15 protein-coding genes and 2 pseudogenes are annotated in these 17,334 nt (G+C 69.0%); 11 read left to right on the top strand and 6 right to left on the bottom strand.

Annotation, left to right across the window (positions count from 1 at the left end):
* The first annotated feature begins 357 nt into the window (after window positions 1-357).
* Window positions 358-1,926: a dolichyl-phosphate-mannose--protein mannosyltransferase gene (locus tag D5S19_RS06585; RefSeq protein ID WP_120022426.1), complete on the top strand. Its 1,569-nt coding sequence runs from the start codon at window positions 358-360 to the stop codon at window positions 1,924-1,926.
* Here D5S19_RS06585 and D5S19_RS06580 read toward each other — a convergent pair.
* Both D5S19_RS06580 and D5S19_RS06575 read right to left on the bottom strand, forming a co-directional pair.
* Window positions 1,877-2,641, bottom strand: coding sequence for an AraC family transcriptional regulator (locus D5S19_RS06580; protein WP_120022495.1), 765 nt, complete (start codon window positions 2,639-2,641; stop codon window positions 1,877-1,879). The genes D5S19_RS06585 and D5S19_RS06580 overlap by 50 nt on opposite strands.
* A gap of 188 nt (window positions 2,642-2,829) precedes the next feature.
* Window positions 2,830-4,515, bottom strand: coding sequence for a serine/threonine-protein kinase (locus tag D5S19_RS06575; protein WP_120022425.1), 1,686 nt, complete (start codon window positions 4,513-4,515; stop codon window positions 2,830-2,832).
* A 220-nt stretch (window positions 4,516-4,735) separates the two neighbouring features.
* On the opposite strand from D5S19_RS06575, the gene D5S19_RS06570 reads away from it, so the two are divergent.
* From D5S19_RS06570 to D5S19_RS06525, 9 genes and pseudogenes are all read left to right on the top strand, one after another.
* Window positions 4,736-6,448, top strand: a complete 1,713-nt coding sequence (locus D5S19_RS06570; RefSeq protein WP_120022424.1) for a hypothetical protein — start codon at window positions 4,736-4,738, stop codon at window positions 6,446-6,448.
* Window positions 6,445-6,807 (top strand): hypothetical protein, encoded by a 363-nt coding sequence (locus tag D5S19_RS06565; RefSeq protein WP_120022423.1) that lies wholly within the window; start codon window positions 6,445-6,447, stop codon window positions 6,805-6,807. Before D5S19_RS06570 ends, D5S19_RS06565 begins: the two co-directional genes overlap by 4 nt.
* A gap of 68 nt (window positions 6,808-6,875) precedes the next feature.
* Window positions 6,876-7,414 (top strand): annotated as a pseudogene (locus D5S19_RS06560) (acetyl-coenzyme A synthetase N-terminal domain-containing protein); the annotation flags it as partial.
* Window positions 7,415-7,730: 316 nt separating this feature from the next.
* Entirely contained in the window at window positions 7,731-8,039 is a 309-nt protein-coding gene (locus D5S19_RS06550) for a hypothetical protein (protein ID WP_120022422.1), read from the top strand.
* On the top strand, window positions 8,039-9,739 hold the full coding sequence (locus D5S19_RS06545) for an alpha/beta hydrolase (protein WP_120022421.1): 1,701 nt from the start codon (window positions 8,039-8,041) through the stop codon (window positions 9,737-9,739). The genes D5S19_RS06550 and D5S19_RS06545 overlap by 1 nt, the downstream gene beginning before the upstream one ends.
* A 107-nt stretch (window positions 9,740-9,846) precedes the next feature.
* Window positions 9,847-10,341, top strand: coding sequence for an LppA family lipoprotein (locus D5S19_RS06540; RefSeq protein WP_233573750.1), 495 nt, complete (start codon window positions 9,847-9,849; stop codon window positions 10,339-10,341).
* A gap of 82 nt (window positions 10,342-10,423) precedes the next feature.
* Window positions 10,424-10,555 (top strand): hypothetical protein, encoded by a 132-nt coding sequence (locus tag D5S19_RS33525; protein WP_267901073.1) that lies wholly within the window; start codon window positions 10,424-10,426, stop codon window positions 10,553-10,555.
* A 342-nt stretch (window positions 10,556-10,897) separates the two neighbouring features.
* Window positions 10,898-11,286: pseudogene (locus tag D5S19_RS06530) on the top strand (AMP-binding enzyme); the annotation flags it as partial.
* Window positions 11,287-11,365: 79 nt separating this feature from the next.
* On the top strand, window positions 11,366-12,940 hold the full coding sequence (locus D5S19_RS06525) for a beta-N-acetylhexosaminidase (protein ID WP_120022419.1): 1,575 nt from the start codon (window positions 11,366-11,368) through the stop codon (window positions 12,938-12,940).
* On the opposite strand, the gene D5S19_RS34055 is transcribed toward D5S19_RS06525, so the two are convergent.
* The 4 genes from D5S19_RS34055 to exaC form a co-directional block, all read right to left on the bottom strand.
* Window positions 12,910-13,101: a hypothetical protein gene (locus tag D5S19_RS34055; protein WP_407641723.1), complete on the bottom strand. Its 192-nt coding sequence runs from the start codon at window positions 13,099-13,101 to the stop codon at window positions 12,910-12,912. The two genes, D5S19_RS06525 and D5S19_RS34055, sit on opposite strands and share 31 nt — an antisense overlap.
* On the bottom strand, window positions 13,080-13,622 hold the full coding sequence (locus tag D5S19_RS06520; protein WP_407641722.1) for an MOSC domain-containing protein: 543 nt from the start codon (window positions 13,620-13,622) through the stop codon (window positions 13,080-13,082). The genes D5S19_RS34055 and D5S19_RS06520 overlap by 22 nt, the downstream gene beginning before the upstream one ends.
* Window positions 13,623-13,689: 67 nt before the next feature.
* On the bottom strand, window positions 13,690-14,061 hold the full coding sequence (locus D5S19_RS06515; RefSeq protein ID WP_120022418.1) for a DUF779 domain-containing protein: 372 nt from the start codon (window positions 14,059-14,061) through the stop codon (window positions 13,690-13,692).
* Complete coding sequence (gene exaC, locus D5S19_RS06510) at window positions 14,061-15,584, bottom strand: acetaldehyde dehydrogenase ExaC (protein ID WP_120022417.1); 1,524 nt, start codon at window positions 15,582-15,584, stop codon at window positions 14,061-14,063. The genes D5S19_RS06515 and exaC overlap by 1 nt, the downstream gene beginning before the upstream one ends.
* A 106-nt stretch (window positions 15,585-15,690) precedes the next feature.
* On the opposite strand from exaC, the gene D5S19_RS06505 reads away from it, so the two are divergent.
* On the top strand, window positions 15,691-17,163 hold the full coding sequence (locus D5S19_RS06505; RefSeq protein ID WP_233573749.1) for a helix-turn-helix domain-containing protein: 1,473 nt from the start codon (window positions 15,691-15,693) through the stop codon (window positions 17,161-17,163).
* The last annotated feature ends 171 nt before the right edge of the window (window positions 17,164-17,334 follow it).

Below are 17,334 nucleotides of genomic sequence, written 5' to 3'. Positions count from 1 at the left end.
CCTCCGCAATAACCGAGCAAGCCTGGATAATTCGCCGTATAGATGATTTCGCGGATAGCTCCAGCTTCGGACGGCTGATTCGGACGATCAGGAACCTACAACGTCACCGGATACGGAAAAAGTACCAAAAAGTTCGTAAGAACGGGCAAAATCCCTGCGCTGGCGCAGAATTCTCCGATCCGGAACCGGGCACCATTCATTGTCCGGTGACCAGTGTCACCCGAAAGGTTGACCCGAATGGATCAACGGGGCAGTGGTCCCCCGTCTTCAGCGGACGGTCAGGACGGGCGGTTGTCCCGGCGGCCGCGAACCGCCCGGCAGGGTCCGGGCGCGCTTCGGCACGTAGTATCGGGCCCCGTGACCGCACTGCTGACCCGTGCCGACGACGAAAGCGCGCGGTCGGGATCGGTCGGCACGCTGCAGCCGCCGACCGACCGCGAGGCCGCCCTGCTCGGCCGCGGGATGCCCACCGACCGGCTCCGCGGCTGGATCGTCACCCTCGTGCTCACCGCGATCGGCGCGGTCGTCCGGCTGCAGAACCTCGGGCTGGCCACGGACAAGGGCACGCCGGTCTTCGACGAGAAGCACTACGTACCGCAGGCCGCGCAGATGCTGCGCAACGGCGGGTACGAGGACAACGCCGGGTACGAGCTGATCGTCCACCCGCCGCTGGCGAAGGACTTCATCGCGTTCGGCGAATGGCTGTTCGGCCACAACGCGTGGGGCTGGCGGATCATGGCCGCGGTCGCGGGCACGATCATCGTGGCGCTGACCGTGCGGATCGCCCGGCGGCTGACCCGTTCGACGCTGCTCGGCGGGATCGCCGGCGTGCTGGTGATCTGCGACGGCGTGCTGCACCTGCAATCCCGCATGGGCATGCTGGACATCTTCATCGCGCTGTTCGTGCTCGCCGCGTTCGCCTGTGTGCTCGCCGACCGCGACCAGGTACGGCAACGGCTCGCGGTGGCGGTGCGCGGGGGCTGGATCGACGAATCGCAGTGGGGCCCGAAGCTCGGCTTCCGCTGGTGGCGGTTCGGCACCGGGCTGATGATCGGGCTGACCTTCGGGGTCAAGTGGTCCGCGCTCTACTACATCGCCGGGTACGGCCTGCTCACCGTGTTCTTCGACGTGGCGGCCCGGCGCGCGGCCGGGGTGCAGCGGCCATGGCTGGGCACCATCCGGCGCGACGTGCTGCCCGCGCTGTGGGCGATCGTGGTGGTGCCGCTGCTGATGTACCTGGCCTCGTATTGGGCCTGGTTCGCCAGCGAAACGGCCACCGACCGGCACTACACCGAGATCAAGAACGTCGCCTCCGGGATGTTCGGCTGGCTCCCGCCCGCGCTGCGCTCGCTCGGCGACTACACCGCCAACGTCCTGCATTTCCACGAAACCCTGCTGACACCCAAGAACAATCCGCATCCCTGGGAGTCCAAGCCGTGGACCTGGCCGATGGGCCTGCGCCCGATGCTCTACTACTACGACGGCTCGGTAACCGGCTGCGGTGAGTCCCGCTGCATCGGCGCGACCATGCTGATCGGCACGCCCGCGATGTGGTGGCTGGCCGGGCCGGTGCTCGGCTGGGGGCTGTGGCGCTCGATCTTCCGCGCCGACTGGCGTTACGCCGCGGTGCTGGCCGGGTACTTCGCGGGCTACCTGCCCTGGTTCACCAACATCGACCGGCAGATGTACTTCTTCTACGCCACTCCGCTCGCCCCGTTCCTGGTGCTCGGGCTGGTGCTGGTGCTCGGGCAGATCCTCGGCAGTGCCAGACGCGGGTTCGAACGCCGGGGCACCGGTCTGCTCGTGGTCGCCCTCTACACCGGGCTGGTGGTGGCCAACTTCGCCTGGCTGTGGCCGATCCTCAACGGTATCCCGATCACCGACGGCCATTGGCAGGCGGAGATGTGGCTGCCTTCTTGGCGCTGACCGTGGCACTGAAGTAGGCACCGGGCGGCACACCGACCGCCCGGTGGAACGCGGCCACGAACGCGCTCGCGGTCGCGTAGCCCACCCGGTGCGCGACCGTGGCCATCGGCAGTCCGGCGGCCAGCAGCGGCAGCGCGGCACGCAACCGGACCTGGGTCCGCCAGGTCCCGAAGGTCATCCGGCAGTCCCGCACGAACGCTCGCGCCAGCGTCCGCTCGCCTGCCCCGACGACCCGGCCCAGTTCGGCCAGCCCGCGGTGGTCCGCAGGGTCGGCGAGCACCTCGGCCGCGACGTCCCGGGCCCGCGGATCGACCGGCATCGGCACCGTGATCGTGGTGACTTCGAGTGGTTCCAACAGGTCGAAGGCCACGGCCTCGGCCCGCTCGCGTGGTTGGGCGCCCAGCTCGCCGGTGGACAGGTACTCCAGCAGCTCCCGAAGCAGCGGGCGCACGGTCACCAGCCGCGGCTCGGGCCAGCCGACCGGGCACCGGTCCGGATCGGCGTAGATGCCGCGCAGCTCGGCCTGCCCGATCGTGCCGGTGCGGTGCCACACGCCGGCGGGCAGCCACAGCGCGCGGGTCGGCGGCAGCACCCAGTGCGCGTCTTGCACGGTCACCGCGGCGACCCCGCGCGCGGACCAGATGAGCTGGTGCACCGGATGCTCGTGCCACGGGAACCAGGCGCCGGCGGGCAGCGGAAGCTCGCCGATCAGCATCGCCCCGGCGTGACCGTAATCGAACATAAAGTGGCAGCCTATCGACTTCCGGTCACCACCGCGGCCACCTAACGTCGGGAACATGCCAGTTCGCTCGCTACCCACCCCGGACCAAGGCTGTGAAGGGTCCCTTCACGGACTCAGCGTCCGTGAAGGGTCCCTTCACAGCATTCGCGGTCGAGCGGGGCTCAGCGGGGTGTGTGGCGCGGGACGATCTGGGTGACGGGGCCGTCGGTCGACTTTCCGGCCCGGCTGAGCCAGCCTTCCACCTCACGGCGCACGGCGTTGAGCGTCGGACGGCGGCGTGGCTCCGGGTCGAGCGAAGCGGCGAGGATGCGGGCGTGCGCGGACCGGCGCGGCAGGTGCGACACCGGATCGGCGCGGGCGGCGGCCATCAGTGCGGCCATCGGCGTCTCGCGGGTACCGCGCGGCGGCTGCCCGGAGAGCGCGTAGCTGACCGTGGCGGCGAGCTGCCAGGCGTCCGACGCCGGGCTCGCCGGGGCGCCCATCGCCTGCTCCGGCGCCACGAAATCCGGGGTGCCGATCATCATGCCGGTGGCGGTCATCTTCGCGTCGCCCTGACTACGCGCGATACCGAAGTCGATCAGGTGCGCCATGCCGGCCGGATCGAGGATCACGTTGGACGGCTTGAGGTCGCGGTGCAGCACGCCCTTCTCGTGCGCGGCGGCGAGCGCACCGGCCATAGTGGCCCACAACCGCCCGGCGGCCACGTCGTCGATCGGGCCCTGCCCGTCGACCACGTCGGCGAGCGGGCGGCCCTCCAGGTACTCCATGACCAGTGCGAGCCCGTCCGGCTCCTCGACGAGGTCGTAGACCCGCACGCAGTTCGGGTGGTTCACCACGGCCAGCGCCCGCGCCTCGCGCTGCATACGCTCCGCCGTGTCGTGGTCGGGCGCGTGCGCGATCTTCAGCGCGACCGTTCGGTTCAGCTGAGTGTCGACGGCTTGCCAGACCGTGCCGAAGCCACCTTGACCGAGCCGCCGGGTACGCCGGTAGCGGCTGCCACCGGCTCCGCGGGACCCGGGTGGCGGCGGGACCGGCCCCGGCATGGCGGCGAGCTGCCCCGGCGGCTCCGGTGGAGCAGAGAGCGAGGTGGCCGGGTAGGGCTTGCTCACCGGCGGCGGCTCCCGGCGCGGGGGCGGCTCCTCCCGGCGCGGCTGCGGCCGGTTGATCACCGACCAGGGCGGTGGCCCGACCATCGCGACCGGAATCAGCCCGAGCACGCTGAAGGGCAGGAACCCGAGCCAGAAGTGCACCGCGACGTTGGCCGTCATCCCGACACTCGCCAGCACCAGCACCACGAACGGGATCCAGAAGAACCGCGCGGGCCACTTCGGGCCGCGGCGGAACGCGGTCCGCGCCTGGAGCATGACGAACAGCAGCGAGCCCGCCGGCAGCACCGTCAAGGCCAGCAGGTACAGCGCGTAGGAGAGCTTGAGGCCCTGGGGGTAGAGCAGCGTCTCGAAAACGTTCGGGCCGCCGCCGAGGTAGGTCTTCTGCACCCCGACGAACGTGCAGAATTCCTGGTTCAGCGTCTGCGTCTCGGACGCCGAAAGCCAGGTTATCGCACCCCTCACCGCACCCTGGAACAGCTGGGAGACGCCGGAGGACAGCAGCCACGGCAGCACCAGCACACTGACGACACCAATCAAGCCGAACACGCTGAGTGTGGTGGCGTCGTAGCGATTGCCGGTGCCCTTGCGGACCAACGCGACGATCAGCGCACCCAGCGCCGGGATGAGCGCGACGAGCGCACCCGCCGTAGTCGTCGCCCACACCCAGTCACCGGGGCAGAAGCCCGGCCCGAACAAGGCGTGCGCAAGCGAGAGCAGCGCGCTCGCCAAACCCGTCACTACTGGTGTCCCCTCGTTCTCGGTACCGCTCCGGGTGCCGCCGTGCGGCCCGAATCACCCGGTCAAGCTTAGGACGCATCGGGGTTCGGCGGGGTTGCCGGGGCAGGACGGCAATATCCGCAGGTCACGCGCATTGCATGACATCCTCCCCGGAGGCGATCTCGATCATGCTAGGTTCGGCGGCCCCGCTCGCCCCTCGATCCTGTTCGGAGCCAACGGAGTGACTCAGCCCGTTCCACCGGCACTCGACGACAGCACCCGGTATCTGGCCGCCGGCGCGCACCTGGACCGCGTGTTCGCGGAGAACGCGGTGCGGGAATTCCTGGTCGAGCCGACCCGGCAGATCCCGCCTTCGCAGGGCGTGGACACCGCCACCGTGCTCACCGAGGCACTCGCCGCTCGCACCCGGCGCAAGTATCGGGACGGCGCGCTGATCCTGCTCGGCCTGGTCTTCCTCGTCTTCGGCTCGGTGACCGGGCAGGCCGCGGGCTGGATCGCCGCGGCCGCGACCGGGTATGCGGTGCGGACCTGGCTGCGGGACCGCGACGGCAACCGGATGCATCGGCTGCTCGGCCTGGCGAAGATCTGCGCGCTGCTACTGGTGACGGCGGTGGCCGGACTGTTCAGTCTCGCGACCTTCAGCTTCGGCCCCACGCTGGGCGGCTTGTTCGAGAGCCACCGCAGCTACAGATACGAGTACGGTGACGACTACGGCTCGGACGGCTCCCTGTTCACCGTCGCCTGGCTGATCGCGCTGCTGTGCAGCGTGCTCATGCTCGTCATCCTGATCGCGGACCGGATGGTGGTCTGGCGGGTCACCACGGGCTACTTCGGCCGGCGGGCGCGCTTTCCCGGCCAGATCGGCCCGCCGCCCACGGACCGGATGTCGCTTTCGCTCGCCCCGCAACGTTTCCGGCAGCAGCTGGCGCGACACCGGCTCGGCAGGCAGTCGTCCGCACCCGACGCCGCCTGGGTGCCGGTGACCGTCTTCCGCGGGCGGAATCCCTTCGTGGGTGCCGGAGAGAGCACCACTCCGTGGTCGATGGCGATCCCGCTGGAGCCGAGCGGAACTGCGACGACCGACGAACCACTGACGGTGGCGCGGCTTTACGAGTGCGTCGCGGGCAAAATGAAGGACCTGTGCGAAACCGGGACGCTGTCACCGGACCAGCGGCTGCGCGACCTGCGAATCGAGGGCGCCGTCTTCGTGCCCGCCGAGGAACTGCTCGACCATCTGCACCTCCCCGAGGCGCCGGCCTATCTCCGGCGGCTGGAGCTGCCGCCGGAGACCCACCTGCCAGCGGCCGAGGCGAACCGGATCTTCGAACAGCCCCGGGAATGGTCGCGCTACTACCTGAGCATGGAGCTGGAGACCTGGGACCGGGAGCTGGTCGTCTCTGCGTTCCTGCATGCCGCGATCGACCGGAACGCGCTCTACCTGGAGTGGACGCCGTGCGTGCTGGCACCAATCGCCCAGCGGTACCGGAACGTGGACAAGATGGTGCGGGGCGGTCCACGTCCGCTCGGCGAAGGGGTGCTGCGCTGGCTGATGCTGCCCGGCACCGCATTCGGCCGGCTGGTGAACGCCTGCCGGATGCTCTCCCCGCTGCCGTACGGCGGCTACCAGCTCAACGCGGACCGGTACGGCACAGCGCAGACGCTGCGTGAACTCGCCGCGATGCCGGAGCCACGCGACTACTTCCAGGCGGTGGACGCCCAGCGGTACACCAAGCTGCTGGAGAGCAGGCTGGTGCCCGCGATCGTGGAAATCCTGCGTGCGCACGGGCTTTCCAGCGTCGCCTTCGAGCAGCAGATCACCATGATGACCAGCAACAAGGTGACCATCAACGGGAGCAACAACGCGCCGCTGCTGTTCGGCGGCACCGTGCACGGCGACGTCACCGGCACGTCTGCCACGGGAGGGAAACCGTGACCGAACCAGGCAACCACGTGCACATCTCCGGGGACAGCAACGGCCCGATGATCTTCGGCGGAGTGGTGCACGGCAATGTGAGCGGCGGGACCGGAAACACCGGGGAAACCGAAACCGCGGCCGAACTTCGCCGGCTGGTGGCCGAACTGCTCGTGCTCGTCCGCGAAAGCGAAGTCGCCAAACGGGAAGTCATCGAGGACAACCTCGAAGAGCTGGCGGACGCGGCCGGCTCCGAGGTGGACCCGGCGGTGCCGGTCAGCCGCTGGGAGAAGGTGCAAAAGCTGCTGAACGGCACCGCGGAGCTGGCCGGGCTCACCGTCCGCATCTCCGAGCAGGTCACCAAGCTGTGGCCGGACTGACCTGCACAGCGCCGGTCCCGGCGCGATGATAGGGACGAATCCTGGTCATCGACGTCGAAGGAGACCTCGTGGGCGCGTACGCGGAAACCTACCGGCGCAGTCTGGACGACCCGGAGCAGTTCTGGCTCGAAGCAGCGAGGACGATCGACTGGACGAAGCCGCCCACCCGTGCGCTGGATTCCTCGCGTGCTCCGTTCCACCGGTGGTTTCCCGATAGCGAGCTGAACACCGCGTACAACGCGCCGGACCGGCACGCCGACGGTGGCCGCGGTGAGCAGGCCGCGCTGATCTGGGACTCGCCGGTCACCGGTCAGCAGCGCCGCTACTCCTATCGGGAGCTGCGCGACGAAGTGGCGACCTTCGCCGGTGCGCTCGCCTCGCTCGGGGTCGTCCGTGGCGACCGCGTGATCGTGTAGGGCGTGGTGCGCGACGCGGACGGCCACGCGGTCGCGCTGGCCTGGTCGATGGGCGCGATCTACGACATCCGCGCCGACGACGTCTGATGGACCGCCTCCGACGTCGGCTGGGTCGTCGGCACTCCTACATCGTGTATGCGCCGCTGTTGGTGGGTGCGACAACCGTGCCGTACGACAAGAAACCGGCTGGGTGATTATACGAAAAGACTGGCAACGTCATGAAGGCTGGCTGACAAGGCGCTCGATCTCGTCTCCGCGACGGGCGAGCCGGGTTGAGTTCACGTCGGGCACCGTCGTCCGTGCCTTCTCGATGACGCCGCGTGCCGCGTCCAGTTCTCCCGCCCATGCGTAGGACTCGGCGAGCCATGTCCGGTAGTAGAACTATTCAGCCGTCGCTAGGTAGACATCCGAGTCTCCCCGGCTGAACACCCCCGTTCGGGGTGAGCTTCGTTGAACCCTGCCTTTTTCCTCCCGTACTGTGATCGGTTGACCACAGAAGGGGGACCCATGGGGTTCACGACAGTGCCGGACGCCCTGAGAGCGGCAGGCCGCAGCGCGAGCGCCGCGATGGAGGCGCTGCGCAGCGCGGACTGCGGCACGCCGGTCAAGGCGGTGGCGGGGGCATTGCCAGGGTCGACGGCTGCCGGAGAATCGTCCACGTTCGCAGCCGATTGGAAGGCGACGCTCGACTCGTGGTGCAGCGATGCCGGCCAGCACGCGGCGGCCTTGGACACGGCAGCGAGCACCTACACCGCCGCGGACGGCAACGCGCGCGCAGCGCTGCCGGATCCGCACTCGATGCACGGACCGCGCTGATGGTGTCGATCAGCGACGTGAAACGGTGGAACCCGGCGACGCTGAACGAGGCTGCGACCACCGCGCAGCAGCGCGAGCAGACCCTGATCCACTCCGGAGACGACTACGGCAAAACCATGCCGATCGAGGGCTGGACCGGTGGCGCGGCCGACGACGCGCTGTCAGCGCACCGGCTGCTGATGTTCCGTCTCGAGAAACTCGCGGCCAACGCCAACGTCGTGCACAAGGCCCTGATGCAAGCCTCCGACGCCATCCCGCCGGTGCAGAACGCCATCCATGCAGCCGAAGAACTCGCCCGCAAATACGGCTACTCAGTCGACGACGCGGGCGGCATCATCGACGCCTTTGCCGGCCGGGAACCCTCTCCGGAGATGCATCCCGAGGACCGCGCGCGAGCACGCCAGCAAGTCGCGGACGACCTCGCCCAGGCCCTGCGGACAGCAGAGGACATCGACGTCGACCTCGCCACAGTGCTGCGCCGTGCCGGACAGGGCGAATTCGGCTCCGGCAACGACGCCACCGTCGCCGCCGCGGCGGCAGCGGCCGAGATCGCGAACCCCGGACTGACGTTGCCCGAGCCGCCGCCGAACGCGACGGCAGCACAGAACGCCGCCTGGTGGGCCACCCTCTCGCCCGCCGGGCAGGGCATCCTGCTGCGCGACCATCCGGACTGGCTCGGCAACCGCGACGGACTCCCCGGTGCGGTGCGATCCCAGGCGAACACGGCCCGGCTGCCGGGCGAACGAGCGCGGCTGGCGCAGGAACAGGCGGGGGCGCAGAGGATGGTGGACGCTGCGAAGGCGGTGTACGACCCGTCCGGGGGCGTGATGGGGGCGGCCCTGACCCGCTTGCAGGAGGTGAACGGCAAGATCGCCGCACTCGACGCCGTCCAGACCACGATGGGCAAGGGGAACCGGCAATTGCTGTTCCTGGACACCACGCATCCCCGGGTTGAAGCGGCTATCGCGGTCGGCAACATTGACACCGCCCGCAATGTAGCGGTGTTCACTCCTGGGTTCACCACGACTGTGAACGGCGACCTCGCCCAGTACGACAGAAACATGGACGACCTGAGGAACAACGCTCACGACATCGAGCGTCGGCATGGTGGTGGGCCGACGGCGGCGGTGACCTGGATCGGGTACCAGGCTCCGCAGTGGGACGGGATCGGAGACCCGGGCCAGTCGGTCCTCGCGCCGCCCGCAGCGCAAGCCGGAGGGGACAGCCTCGCCAAGTTCTACAACGGGATCGGCGCCGGGCACGACGCGTCCGGCACGCCGCTGCACTTGACCGCGCTCGGCCACAGTTACGGGTCCACGACCACTGGGTACGCCCTCGGCCACGACACCCCGGTCCAGGACGCGATGCTGTTCGGCTCCCCGGGCCAAGGCGCAGAGCACCTCAAAATCCCCGAAGGCCGCCTTTACTCCGAACACAACGCCGGGGACACCCTCGTCCCCAGCTACGGCAACACTGGCGCACTCGGCCCCAGCCCCTACTTCAGCCCGGACGCGAGCCACTATCACCAGATGTCCACCGACGCGAGCGTCACCGAAGCAGGGCAGCTCAACGCCACCAAGGACCACTCCGGCTACCTCGATGCCGGATCGACCAGCATCCACAACATGGCCGCGATCACCACCGGACACCCCGACCTCGCCCAGTACAAGGGCACCGTCCTCGCCGATGGCCCCCGATGACCCGGCGAACCGGCAGCCGTCGACCCGCGGCAGCGCTGGCCACGGCGCTGCTCGTAGCAGTCCTGACCGCATGCAGCGATGCCAAATCGCCCTTTCCAGGAGACAACGTGGACCGAGACCCGGCAGAAGCCTGGGCCGCCTTGATGCGGCTGCCCGACACCGACCAGGCCCGCCAGCAGTACCAGCACCTCGACGCCGAACTTCGCAACGCCCTCACCGCCGCCGTCCCCAAACTGTCCCCCTGGACTACCAGTGACGACTACACCGGCTCTCGGGCCGGGTGCGGTGCGCGGTTTCCCGGCGTCAGCAACGACGGCGAACGCGAAAGCCTGCCAGACCACGCCGTAGCCGGGAACCTGCCCGACGCCGACTACGAGAGAGCCCTCGCCGTCATCGGCACCATCGCGCAACGCTACGGATTCACCCCACGACCCCAACGGCTGCACGACGCGCCCGGATCGCACGACGCGGTCTTCCACAATGAGACCGACGAAGGAGAAATCTCCTTCGGCACCGCCCTCAACACCAGCCTGCGACTACAACTCGGCTGCCATCTGTTCCCCGCCGCCAAACAACGCGGCACACCCTCCGCCACTCCCTAGCCGATCTGGCGCCCGGCCCGAGCACGCTGCCCGAGACCGACAGAACAGCGTGTAACACTCAGCGTGCGGAGAACGACCCGACGTGCAGGAAACCCGGCAGAAGGAGCGCGGCGGGATGGGGTTTATCCCGAAGACGCTGATGCTGAGCACCGGCGGCCTGGTCCGCGGTTCCTCGAAGAAACAGCGCGTGGCAAAGCGCAGCTCAATGAGCTGAAGAAGCAAACGCAACTCGCGCAGCAGCAGGCCGACGCGGGCGGACAGCAGGGTTCGGGCTACGCGCCTGGGACGCTCGGCGACCGCCTGTACCAGCGCCGCCAAGCGAAGGAAGCTCCGCCCGCGCCCGCTCCGCGTACCTCTGTCTTCTGCGCAGCTCGTCCAGCTGCTGCTCGGGAGTTCTCGACGGTGAACACGGGGACCAAATTCCCGTCGGCATCCTCGTGCAGATGCCGTTTCTTCCCACCGTTCGACACTCGCAGGTAGGGGCGGAGCAGCAGCAAGTCCCCGAACCCGACGGGCGTTTCGAGCGCTGGCCGAACCAGAGGATTCGAGGGTCTTCGCAGGTCAGGAGGGTGCGATCTCGCTGAAGCTGCCGCTGCCGCCCGGTTCGCTACCCACGTTGTGGGGCGACGACGAGCGTTACCGCGAGGCGTATCTGTCGCGGTATCCGGGCTACTACCTCACCGGCGACTCCGGCTACTTCGACGAAGACGGCTACCTGTTCGTCATGGGCCGCACCGACGACGTGATCAACGTGGCCGGGCATCGGCTGTCCACCGGGTCGACGGAAGCGGCGCCGGCGGGCATCCGGCAGTGGCGGAATGCGCGGTGATCGGCGTGGCCGATCAGCTCAAGGGCCAGGTACCGCGCGGGTTCGTGGTGCTGAAGGCGGGCGTGGACGTGGCCGAGGAGCAATTGCGGGAGGAACTCGTGGCCTTGGCGCGCCGTGCTGCGGCCCTGAGCACCGGCGGTTGCCCCGGAACCCACCGGTGGTCTATACCTCTTAAGGGACCCTCGGAGGTGCGCTGTGCGGAAGTCGTGGACAACGATCGTGCTCGGAGTGGCGGTGGTGGGATTGGCGGCGCTCGGCGTGCCTTCGGCAGCGTCGGCTGTACCGACCGGGCCGGAACGGCAGGTCACCGACCTCGTACCGGCACCAGTGGCGGCGAAGGCCGATCCGGGGGCGAGCTTCGAAATCACCGCGGACACCGTGCTCGAAGCCGCGCCGGGCGCCGGGGAGGTCGCCACGTATCTGCGTGGGCTGCTGAAGCCTGCGACCGGATACGAACTCCCCGTCGTATCGGCAGGCACACAAGCTCCCGCGATCTCGCTTGAGCTGGGGAATGCCGATCCACGCGTTGGTGGCGAGGGGTATCAGCTGGCGGTCACGAAGTCCGGCGTCCGGCTCCAGGCGACTACCGCGACCGGGCTGTTCGAGGGCGTCCAGTCGCTGCGTCAGCTGTTGCCGTCGGCGATCGAGGCGCAGACGGTGCAGCAGCAGACTTGGACAGTCTCCGGCGGGACCGTGCTCGACTACCCGCGCTTCGGCTACCGCGGCGCGATGCTCGACGTCGCCCGGCACTTTTTCAAGCCCGAACAAGTCAAGCGGTACATCGACCAGATCGCCCAGTACAAGATCAACACCCTCCACCTGCACCTGTCTGACGACCAGGGCTGGCGGATCGAGATCAAGAGCTGGCCGCGGCTGGCCACCGAGGGTGGCAAGACCGCGGTGGGCGGCGACCCCGGCGGCTACTACACCCAGGACGAGTACCGCGAACTCGTTGCGTACGCGGCATCCCGGCACATCACCGTCGTACCCGAGATCGACATGCCCGGGCACACGAACGCAGCGCAGGCCACCTACGCGGAACTCAACTGCAACGGCGTCGCAGTGCCGCCGCGCACGGACACCCAGGTGGGCTACAGCTCGCTGTGCATCAACTCGCCGGCGACCTACCGGTTCGCCGAAGACGTGATCCGCGAACTCGCCGCGCTCACTCCCGGCAAGTTCCTGAACATCGGCGGCGACGAGGCACACTCCACTTCGGACGGGGACTACCGCGCCTTCTACGCGAAGGTCAGCCCGCTGGTCGCCAAGTACGGCAAGCAGATCACCGGCTGGCACGAGATCGCCAAGACCGGGCCGCCCGCCTCGGCGGTGCCGCAATACTGGGGCCAGGGCGGCGAAAACGCCGATCTGGCAGCCGCTGCAGCGCGGGGCAACAAGATCCTGATGTCCCCGGCCAATCACGCGTACCTGGACATGAAGTACAACGCTTCGACGCCGCTCGGCCAGTCCTGGGCCGGACTGGTCGAGGTACGCGACGCCTACGAATGGGACCCGGCGAACCTGGTGCCCGGCATCGGCGAACAGTCGGTGGCCGGGGTCGAAGCTCCACTGTGGACCGAAACCCTCAAAAACAGCGACAACCTGGAATACATGGCATTTCCCCGGCTGCCGGGAATCGCTGAGATCGGCTGGTCCCCGCAGACCGCCCGAAACTGGGACGACTACCGGGCCAGGCTGGCGAAGCAGGCCCCGCGCTGGCAACAGCAAGGCATCGGCTTCTACCGCTCCGCCCAGATCGTCTGGCCCTGATTCCCCGAGTAAGCCCGCGAGACGCGCCCGCCAGCGGTCCACTGTGGACAACGGCCGCCGGCATAGGATTCGGCCAGCGCGGGTGTGGAGAGGATCCGCTCGGCCAGCTCCAGCGCGGGCCTGACCCGCTCCGCGTAGTTCACGTGCGTGACCAGCGCCACCTCGGCGACCGTCGGCCCGCCGCGGCGCTCGACCACCCGACCGGGCCGGAGGTGGGCACCGTGCCGGGTTCGAGTACCCGCAGGTACCAGCCGCACCGGCCGGTGTCGATCATCGCCGGGACGACATCCTTGCGCCCGGTGCGCATGGCCAGCTTGAAGCACGGGCTTCGCGGCTGCGAGACCTGCACCCGCGCCTCGCCCCAGGCCCACACGTCCCCGATCCGCACCTCGTCCTCTGCCACACCGGACAACGACAGGTTCTCGCCGAAGTCGCCGAGCGCGACTTCGTACCCGTCGGCCCGCCAGTCCCGGTAGTGCTCGGCCGGGTAGGCGTAAACCGCTTTGTCGACATCGCCGTGCACGGTCGGGTCGGCCTGCTCGTCCCCGTCCAGGTTCAGCTCGGACAGGGCCAGCTCCGGCTGCTCGACCCTGGCCTTGCCGATCGCGCTCAGCACCGGCAGACCGCGCCGGTGGCCGAGCAGCGCCGGCCGTCCGATGTAGACGCTCTCCAGTGACACCATGCCGCGAAACCAACACGGCCGTCCTGCCGCTCACCGGCAACTACGAAGCCGGTGAGCGGCCCGAAGGTCAGCCGTTCAGCCTCGCCGATTCCTCGTCGGTCAGCAGCCGGGAGCGGATCAGGAAGCGCACCCCTTCCGGGGCCTCCAGGGAGAATCCGCTGCCCCGGCCCGGCACCACGTCGATGGTGAGATGGGTGTGCTTCCAGTACTCGAACTGCGGGCCGGACATCCACACCGGCACGTCCTCGATCCCGTCCACGAGCAGGTCACCGAGGTGCACATCGCGTACGCCGACCTTGAATTCGCCTATCGGGTAACACATCGGGGCGCTGCCGTCGCAGCATCCGCCGGACTGGTGGAACATCACCGGCCCGTGCGCGGGTACCAGCCGCCGCAGCAGGTCCGCGGCGGCCGGCGTCAGGTCGACCCGCTCACCCATCAGAAGAAGCCCAGCGCCTGATCGGAGTAGGAGACCAGCATGTTCTTCGTCTGCTGGTAGTGGTCCAGCATCATCTTGTGGTTCTCCCGGCCGATCCCGGAGGCCTTGTAGCCGCCGAAGGCCGCGTGCGCGGGGTAAGCGTGGTAGTTGTTCACCCACACGCGCCCAGCTTGGATGTCGCGGCCGGCGCGGTAGGCGGTGTTGCCGTCCCGCGACCAGACACCCGCACCGAGGCCGTACAGCGTGTCGTTGGCGATCTTGAGCGCGTCCGCGTAGTCGTCGAACTTCGCCACGGACACCACCGGGCCGAAGATCTCCTCCTGGAAGATGCGCATCTTGTTGTCGCCCTCGAACACCGTCGGCTGCACGTAGTAGCCACCGGACAGGTCGCCGCCGAGGTCGGCCTGCGCGCCGCCGGTGAGCACCTTCGCGCCCTCCTGCTTGCCGATGTCGATGTAGGACAGGATCTTCTCCAGCTGGTCGTTGGAGGCCTGCGCACCGACCTGGGTCTCGGTGTCGAGCGGGTTGCCCTGCTTGATCCGCTTCACGCGCTCGACGCCGTCTCCGAGGAACTGGTCGTAGATGCCCGCTTGAATCAGCGCGCGCGACGGGCAGGTGCAGACCTCGCCCTGGTTCAGCGCGAAGAGCGCGAAGCCCTCCTGCGCCTTGTCGTAGAACGCGTCGTTGTGCGCGGCGACGTCGTCGAAGAAGATGTTCGGGCTCTTGCCGCCGAGTTCCACGGTCACCGGGATGATGTTCTCGCTGGCGTACTGCAGAATCAGCCGCCCGGTGGTGGTCTCCCCGGTGAACGCGACCTTGCGCACCCGGTTGCTGGAGGCCAGCGGCTTGCCCGCTTCGACACCGAAACCGTTGACGATGTTCACCACGCCCGGCGGGATGAGGTCGCCGATGAGCGACATCAGCAGGTGGATGGAGGCCGGGGTCTGCTCGGCGGGCTTGAGCACGATCGCGTTGCCCGCGGCCAGTGCCGGAGCCAGCTTCCACACGGCCATCAGCAGCGGGAAGTTCCACGGGATGATCTGCCCGACCACACCGAGCGGCTCGTGGAAGTGGTAGGCGACGGTGTTCTCGTCGATCTGCGAGATCCCGCCCTCCTGGGCCCGTAGCGCGCCGGCGAAGTAGCGGAAATGATCGATCGCGAGCGGGATGTCCGCGGCAAGGGTCTCCCGGACCGGCTTGCCGTTCTCCCATGCCTCGGCGACCGCGATCTTTTCCAGGTGCTGCTCCATCCGGCCGGCGATCTTGAGCAGAATGCCGGAGCGCTCCTCGATAGAGGTGCGGCCCCAGGCCGGCGCCGCCCCTTCCGCCGCATCGAGCGCCTTCTCGATGTCGGCCGAGGTACCGCGGGCGATCTCGGTGAAAGTCTTGCCGGTCACCGGCGTCGGGTTCTCGAAGTACTGCCCGCCCGCGGGGGCGACGTACTCGCCGCCGATGTAATGGTCGTAGCGGCTCTCGTAGCCGACCACGGAGCCTTCGGTGTTCGGTGCGGCGTAAACGGCCATCGTCCCCTGCCTCGTTGCTGGTTTGGTGCCGATCGCGGCGACCGTAGGCCGGGCAAGGTTGCACGGACGTTGCAGAACTGTGAACTGGGTCTCTACGCTGGGACGAGTGCTGGAACCGCCCGAGTCCGACCTGCTGCGCGATCCGGAGTCGTACGCGCGGCTGCTCGAACGCGTCCACGACGCGGTGCTGACCGGCCTGCCCACCCCGCGTTCGCCCCGTTCGGTGATCTCGGAGTCCTGGCAGCGTTCGCTTGCCGCGCAAGTGGATCCGGACGAGGGCGAGGCCCCGCTGATCGTCGAGCAGGCCGAGCTGAACGACCTGCGTGCCGAGCATCCGCTGGCGGCGGTGCTCCCAGTGCTGCGCGAAACGCTGGTGAGCATCGCCGACGACGCCGAGCACATGATGATCGTGACCGACGCGGACGGCCTGATCCTGTGGCGCGAGGGGGCGACCGGGGTACTGCTGAGCGCGGACCGCGTCACGCTCACCGAGGGCACCCGATGGAGTGAAGAAGCCATCGGCACGAACGCGATGGGCACCTCACTGGCCACCGGCTGCCCGGTCCAGATCTACTCCGCCGAGCACCTCGTGCGCCGCTATCACACCTGGACCTGCGCAGCCGCCCCGGTGCGCGATCCGGACACCGGGGCGCTGGTCGGCTCGATCGACGTCAGCGGCCCGTTGCGCACCGTCCACCCGGCCATGCTCGCGCTGGTCACGGCCACCGCGCAGCTGGCCGAGGGCAGGCTGCGGGCGCAGCTGGCGGTGCGCGACGAGAAGACGCGCCGGGCCAACATGCGGCATCTGACCGCACTGCGCGGCCGCCCCGGCGCGCTACTGTCGGCGGGCGGGCGGGTGCTGGCCACCGAGTCCTGCCTGCTTCCGTCCACAGTGGAGGTTCGACGGGGCGGCGGCACGGTGACCCTGCCGGACGGCCGGATCGCCACCGTCGACCCGCTGGACGAGGGATACCTGCTGCGGGTGGCCACGGCGGGTTCGGCGCCACGGCGCAAGCTCACCCTCGAATACCTCACCGACGGCGCCGGATCGACCACTGTGGACAGCCGGGACATCCCGTTCACCTTGCGCCACGCGGAATTGCTCACCTTGCTCGCCCTGCACCCGCGTGGACTCTCGGCCGAGCAGCTGGCCCTGCAGCTCTACGGCGAGGCCGGCAACCCGGTCACCGTGCGCGCGGAGATCCATCGCCTGCGTACGCAGCTGGGCACCGGCGTCGTGCAAACCCGCCCGTACCGGCTGGCCGCCGACATCGACGCCGACTTCCTGCGCGTACAGACCGCGATACGGCAGGCGAACGCCCACGCCGCCACCCGCAGCTTCCACGGCCCGCTGCTGGCCGATTCGGAGGCACCCGCGATCCTGCAGGAGCGCGAATCGCTCACCGTGCAGGTCCGTCAGCTGGCATTGAACAGCGCCGACCCGGACACGCTCTGGTCGTTCTGGGAAACCTCTTGCGGCGCAGACGATCTCGAGGTGCTCGACGCGCTGTGCGCCGCCCTGAGCCGTACGGACCCGCGGCTGGCCGTCGCCCGAGCGCACCGGACGCGGCTGCTCTAGGGCCGCGGCTCGGCTGTGAAGGTGCCCTTCACGGACTCTGGGGCCAGGGTGTCGGCAAAGTTGGTCGGGGACCCGGCAGTGGGCGATGCGGAGGTGTGTGTGCGACCACCTCGTGGCGTGCGCCGGACCGGTTTCGGGTCTGTGAAGGGACCCTTCACAGACTCAGAGTCC

Origin of the sequence: Amycolatopsis panacis, assembly GCF_003600245.1 — a bacterium.
Classification (GTDB): domain Bacteria; phylum Actinomycetota; class Actinomycetes; order Mycobacteriales; family Pseudonocardiaceae; genus Amycolatopsis; species Amycolatopsis sulphurea.
This window is presented reverse-complemented; position numbering and strand designations above follow the sequence as displayed.

Bases quoted from the DNA above. Each gene is read 5' to 3' on its own strand.
- D5S19_RS06580 (WP_120022495.1), bottom strand. From the start codon at position 2,641: ATGCTGATCGGCGAGCTTCCGCTGCCCGCCGGCGCCTGGTTCCCGTGG.
- D5S19_RS06550 (WP_120022422.1), top strand. From the start codon at position 7,731: ATGGGGTTCACGACAGTGCCGGACGCCCTGAGAGCGGCAGGCCGCAGC.
- D5S19_RS06545 (WP_120022421.1), top strand. From the start codon at position 8,039: ATGGTGTCGATCAGCGACGTGAAACGGTGGAACCCGGCGACGCTGAAC.
- D5S19_RS06520 (WP_407641722.1), bottom strand. From the start codon at position 13,622: ATGGTGTCACTGGAGAGCGTCTACATCGGACGGCCGGCGCTGCTCGGC.
- D5S19_RS06515 (WP_120022418.1), bottom strand. From the start codon at position 14,061: ATGGGTGAGCGGGTCGACCTGACGCCGGCCGCCGCGGACCTGCTGCGG.
- exaC (WP_120022417.1), bottom strand. From the start codon at position 15,584: ATGGCCGTTTACGCCGCACCGAACACCGAAGGCTCCGTGGTCGGCTAC.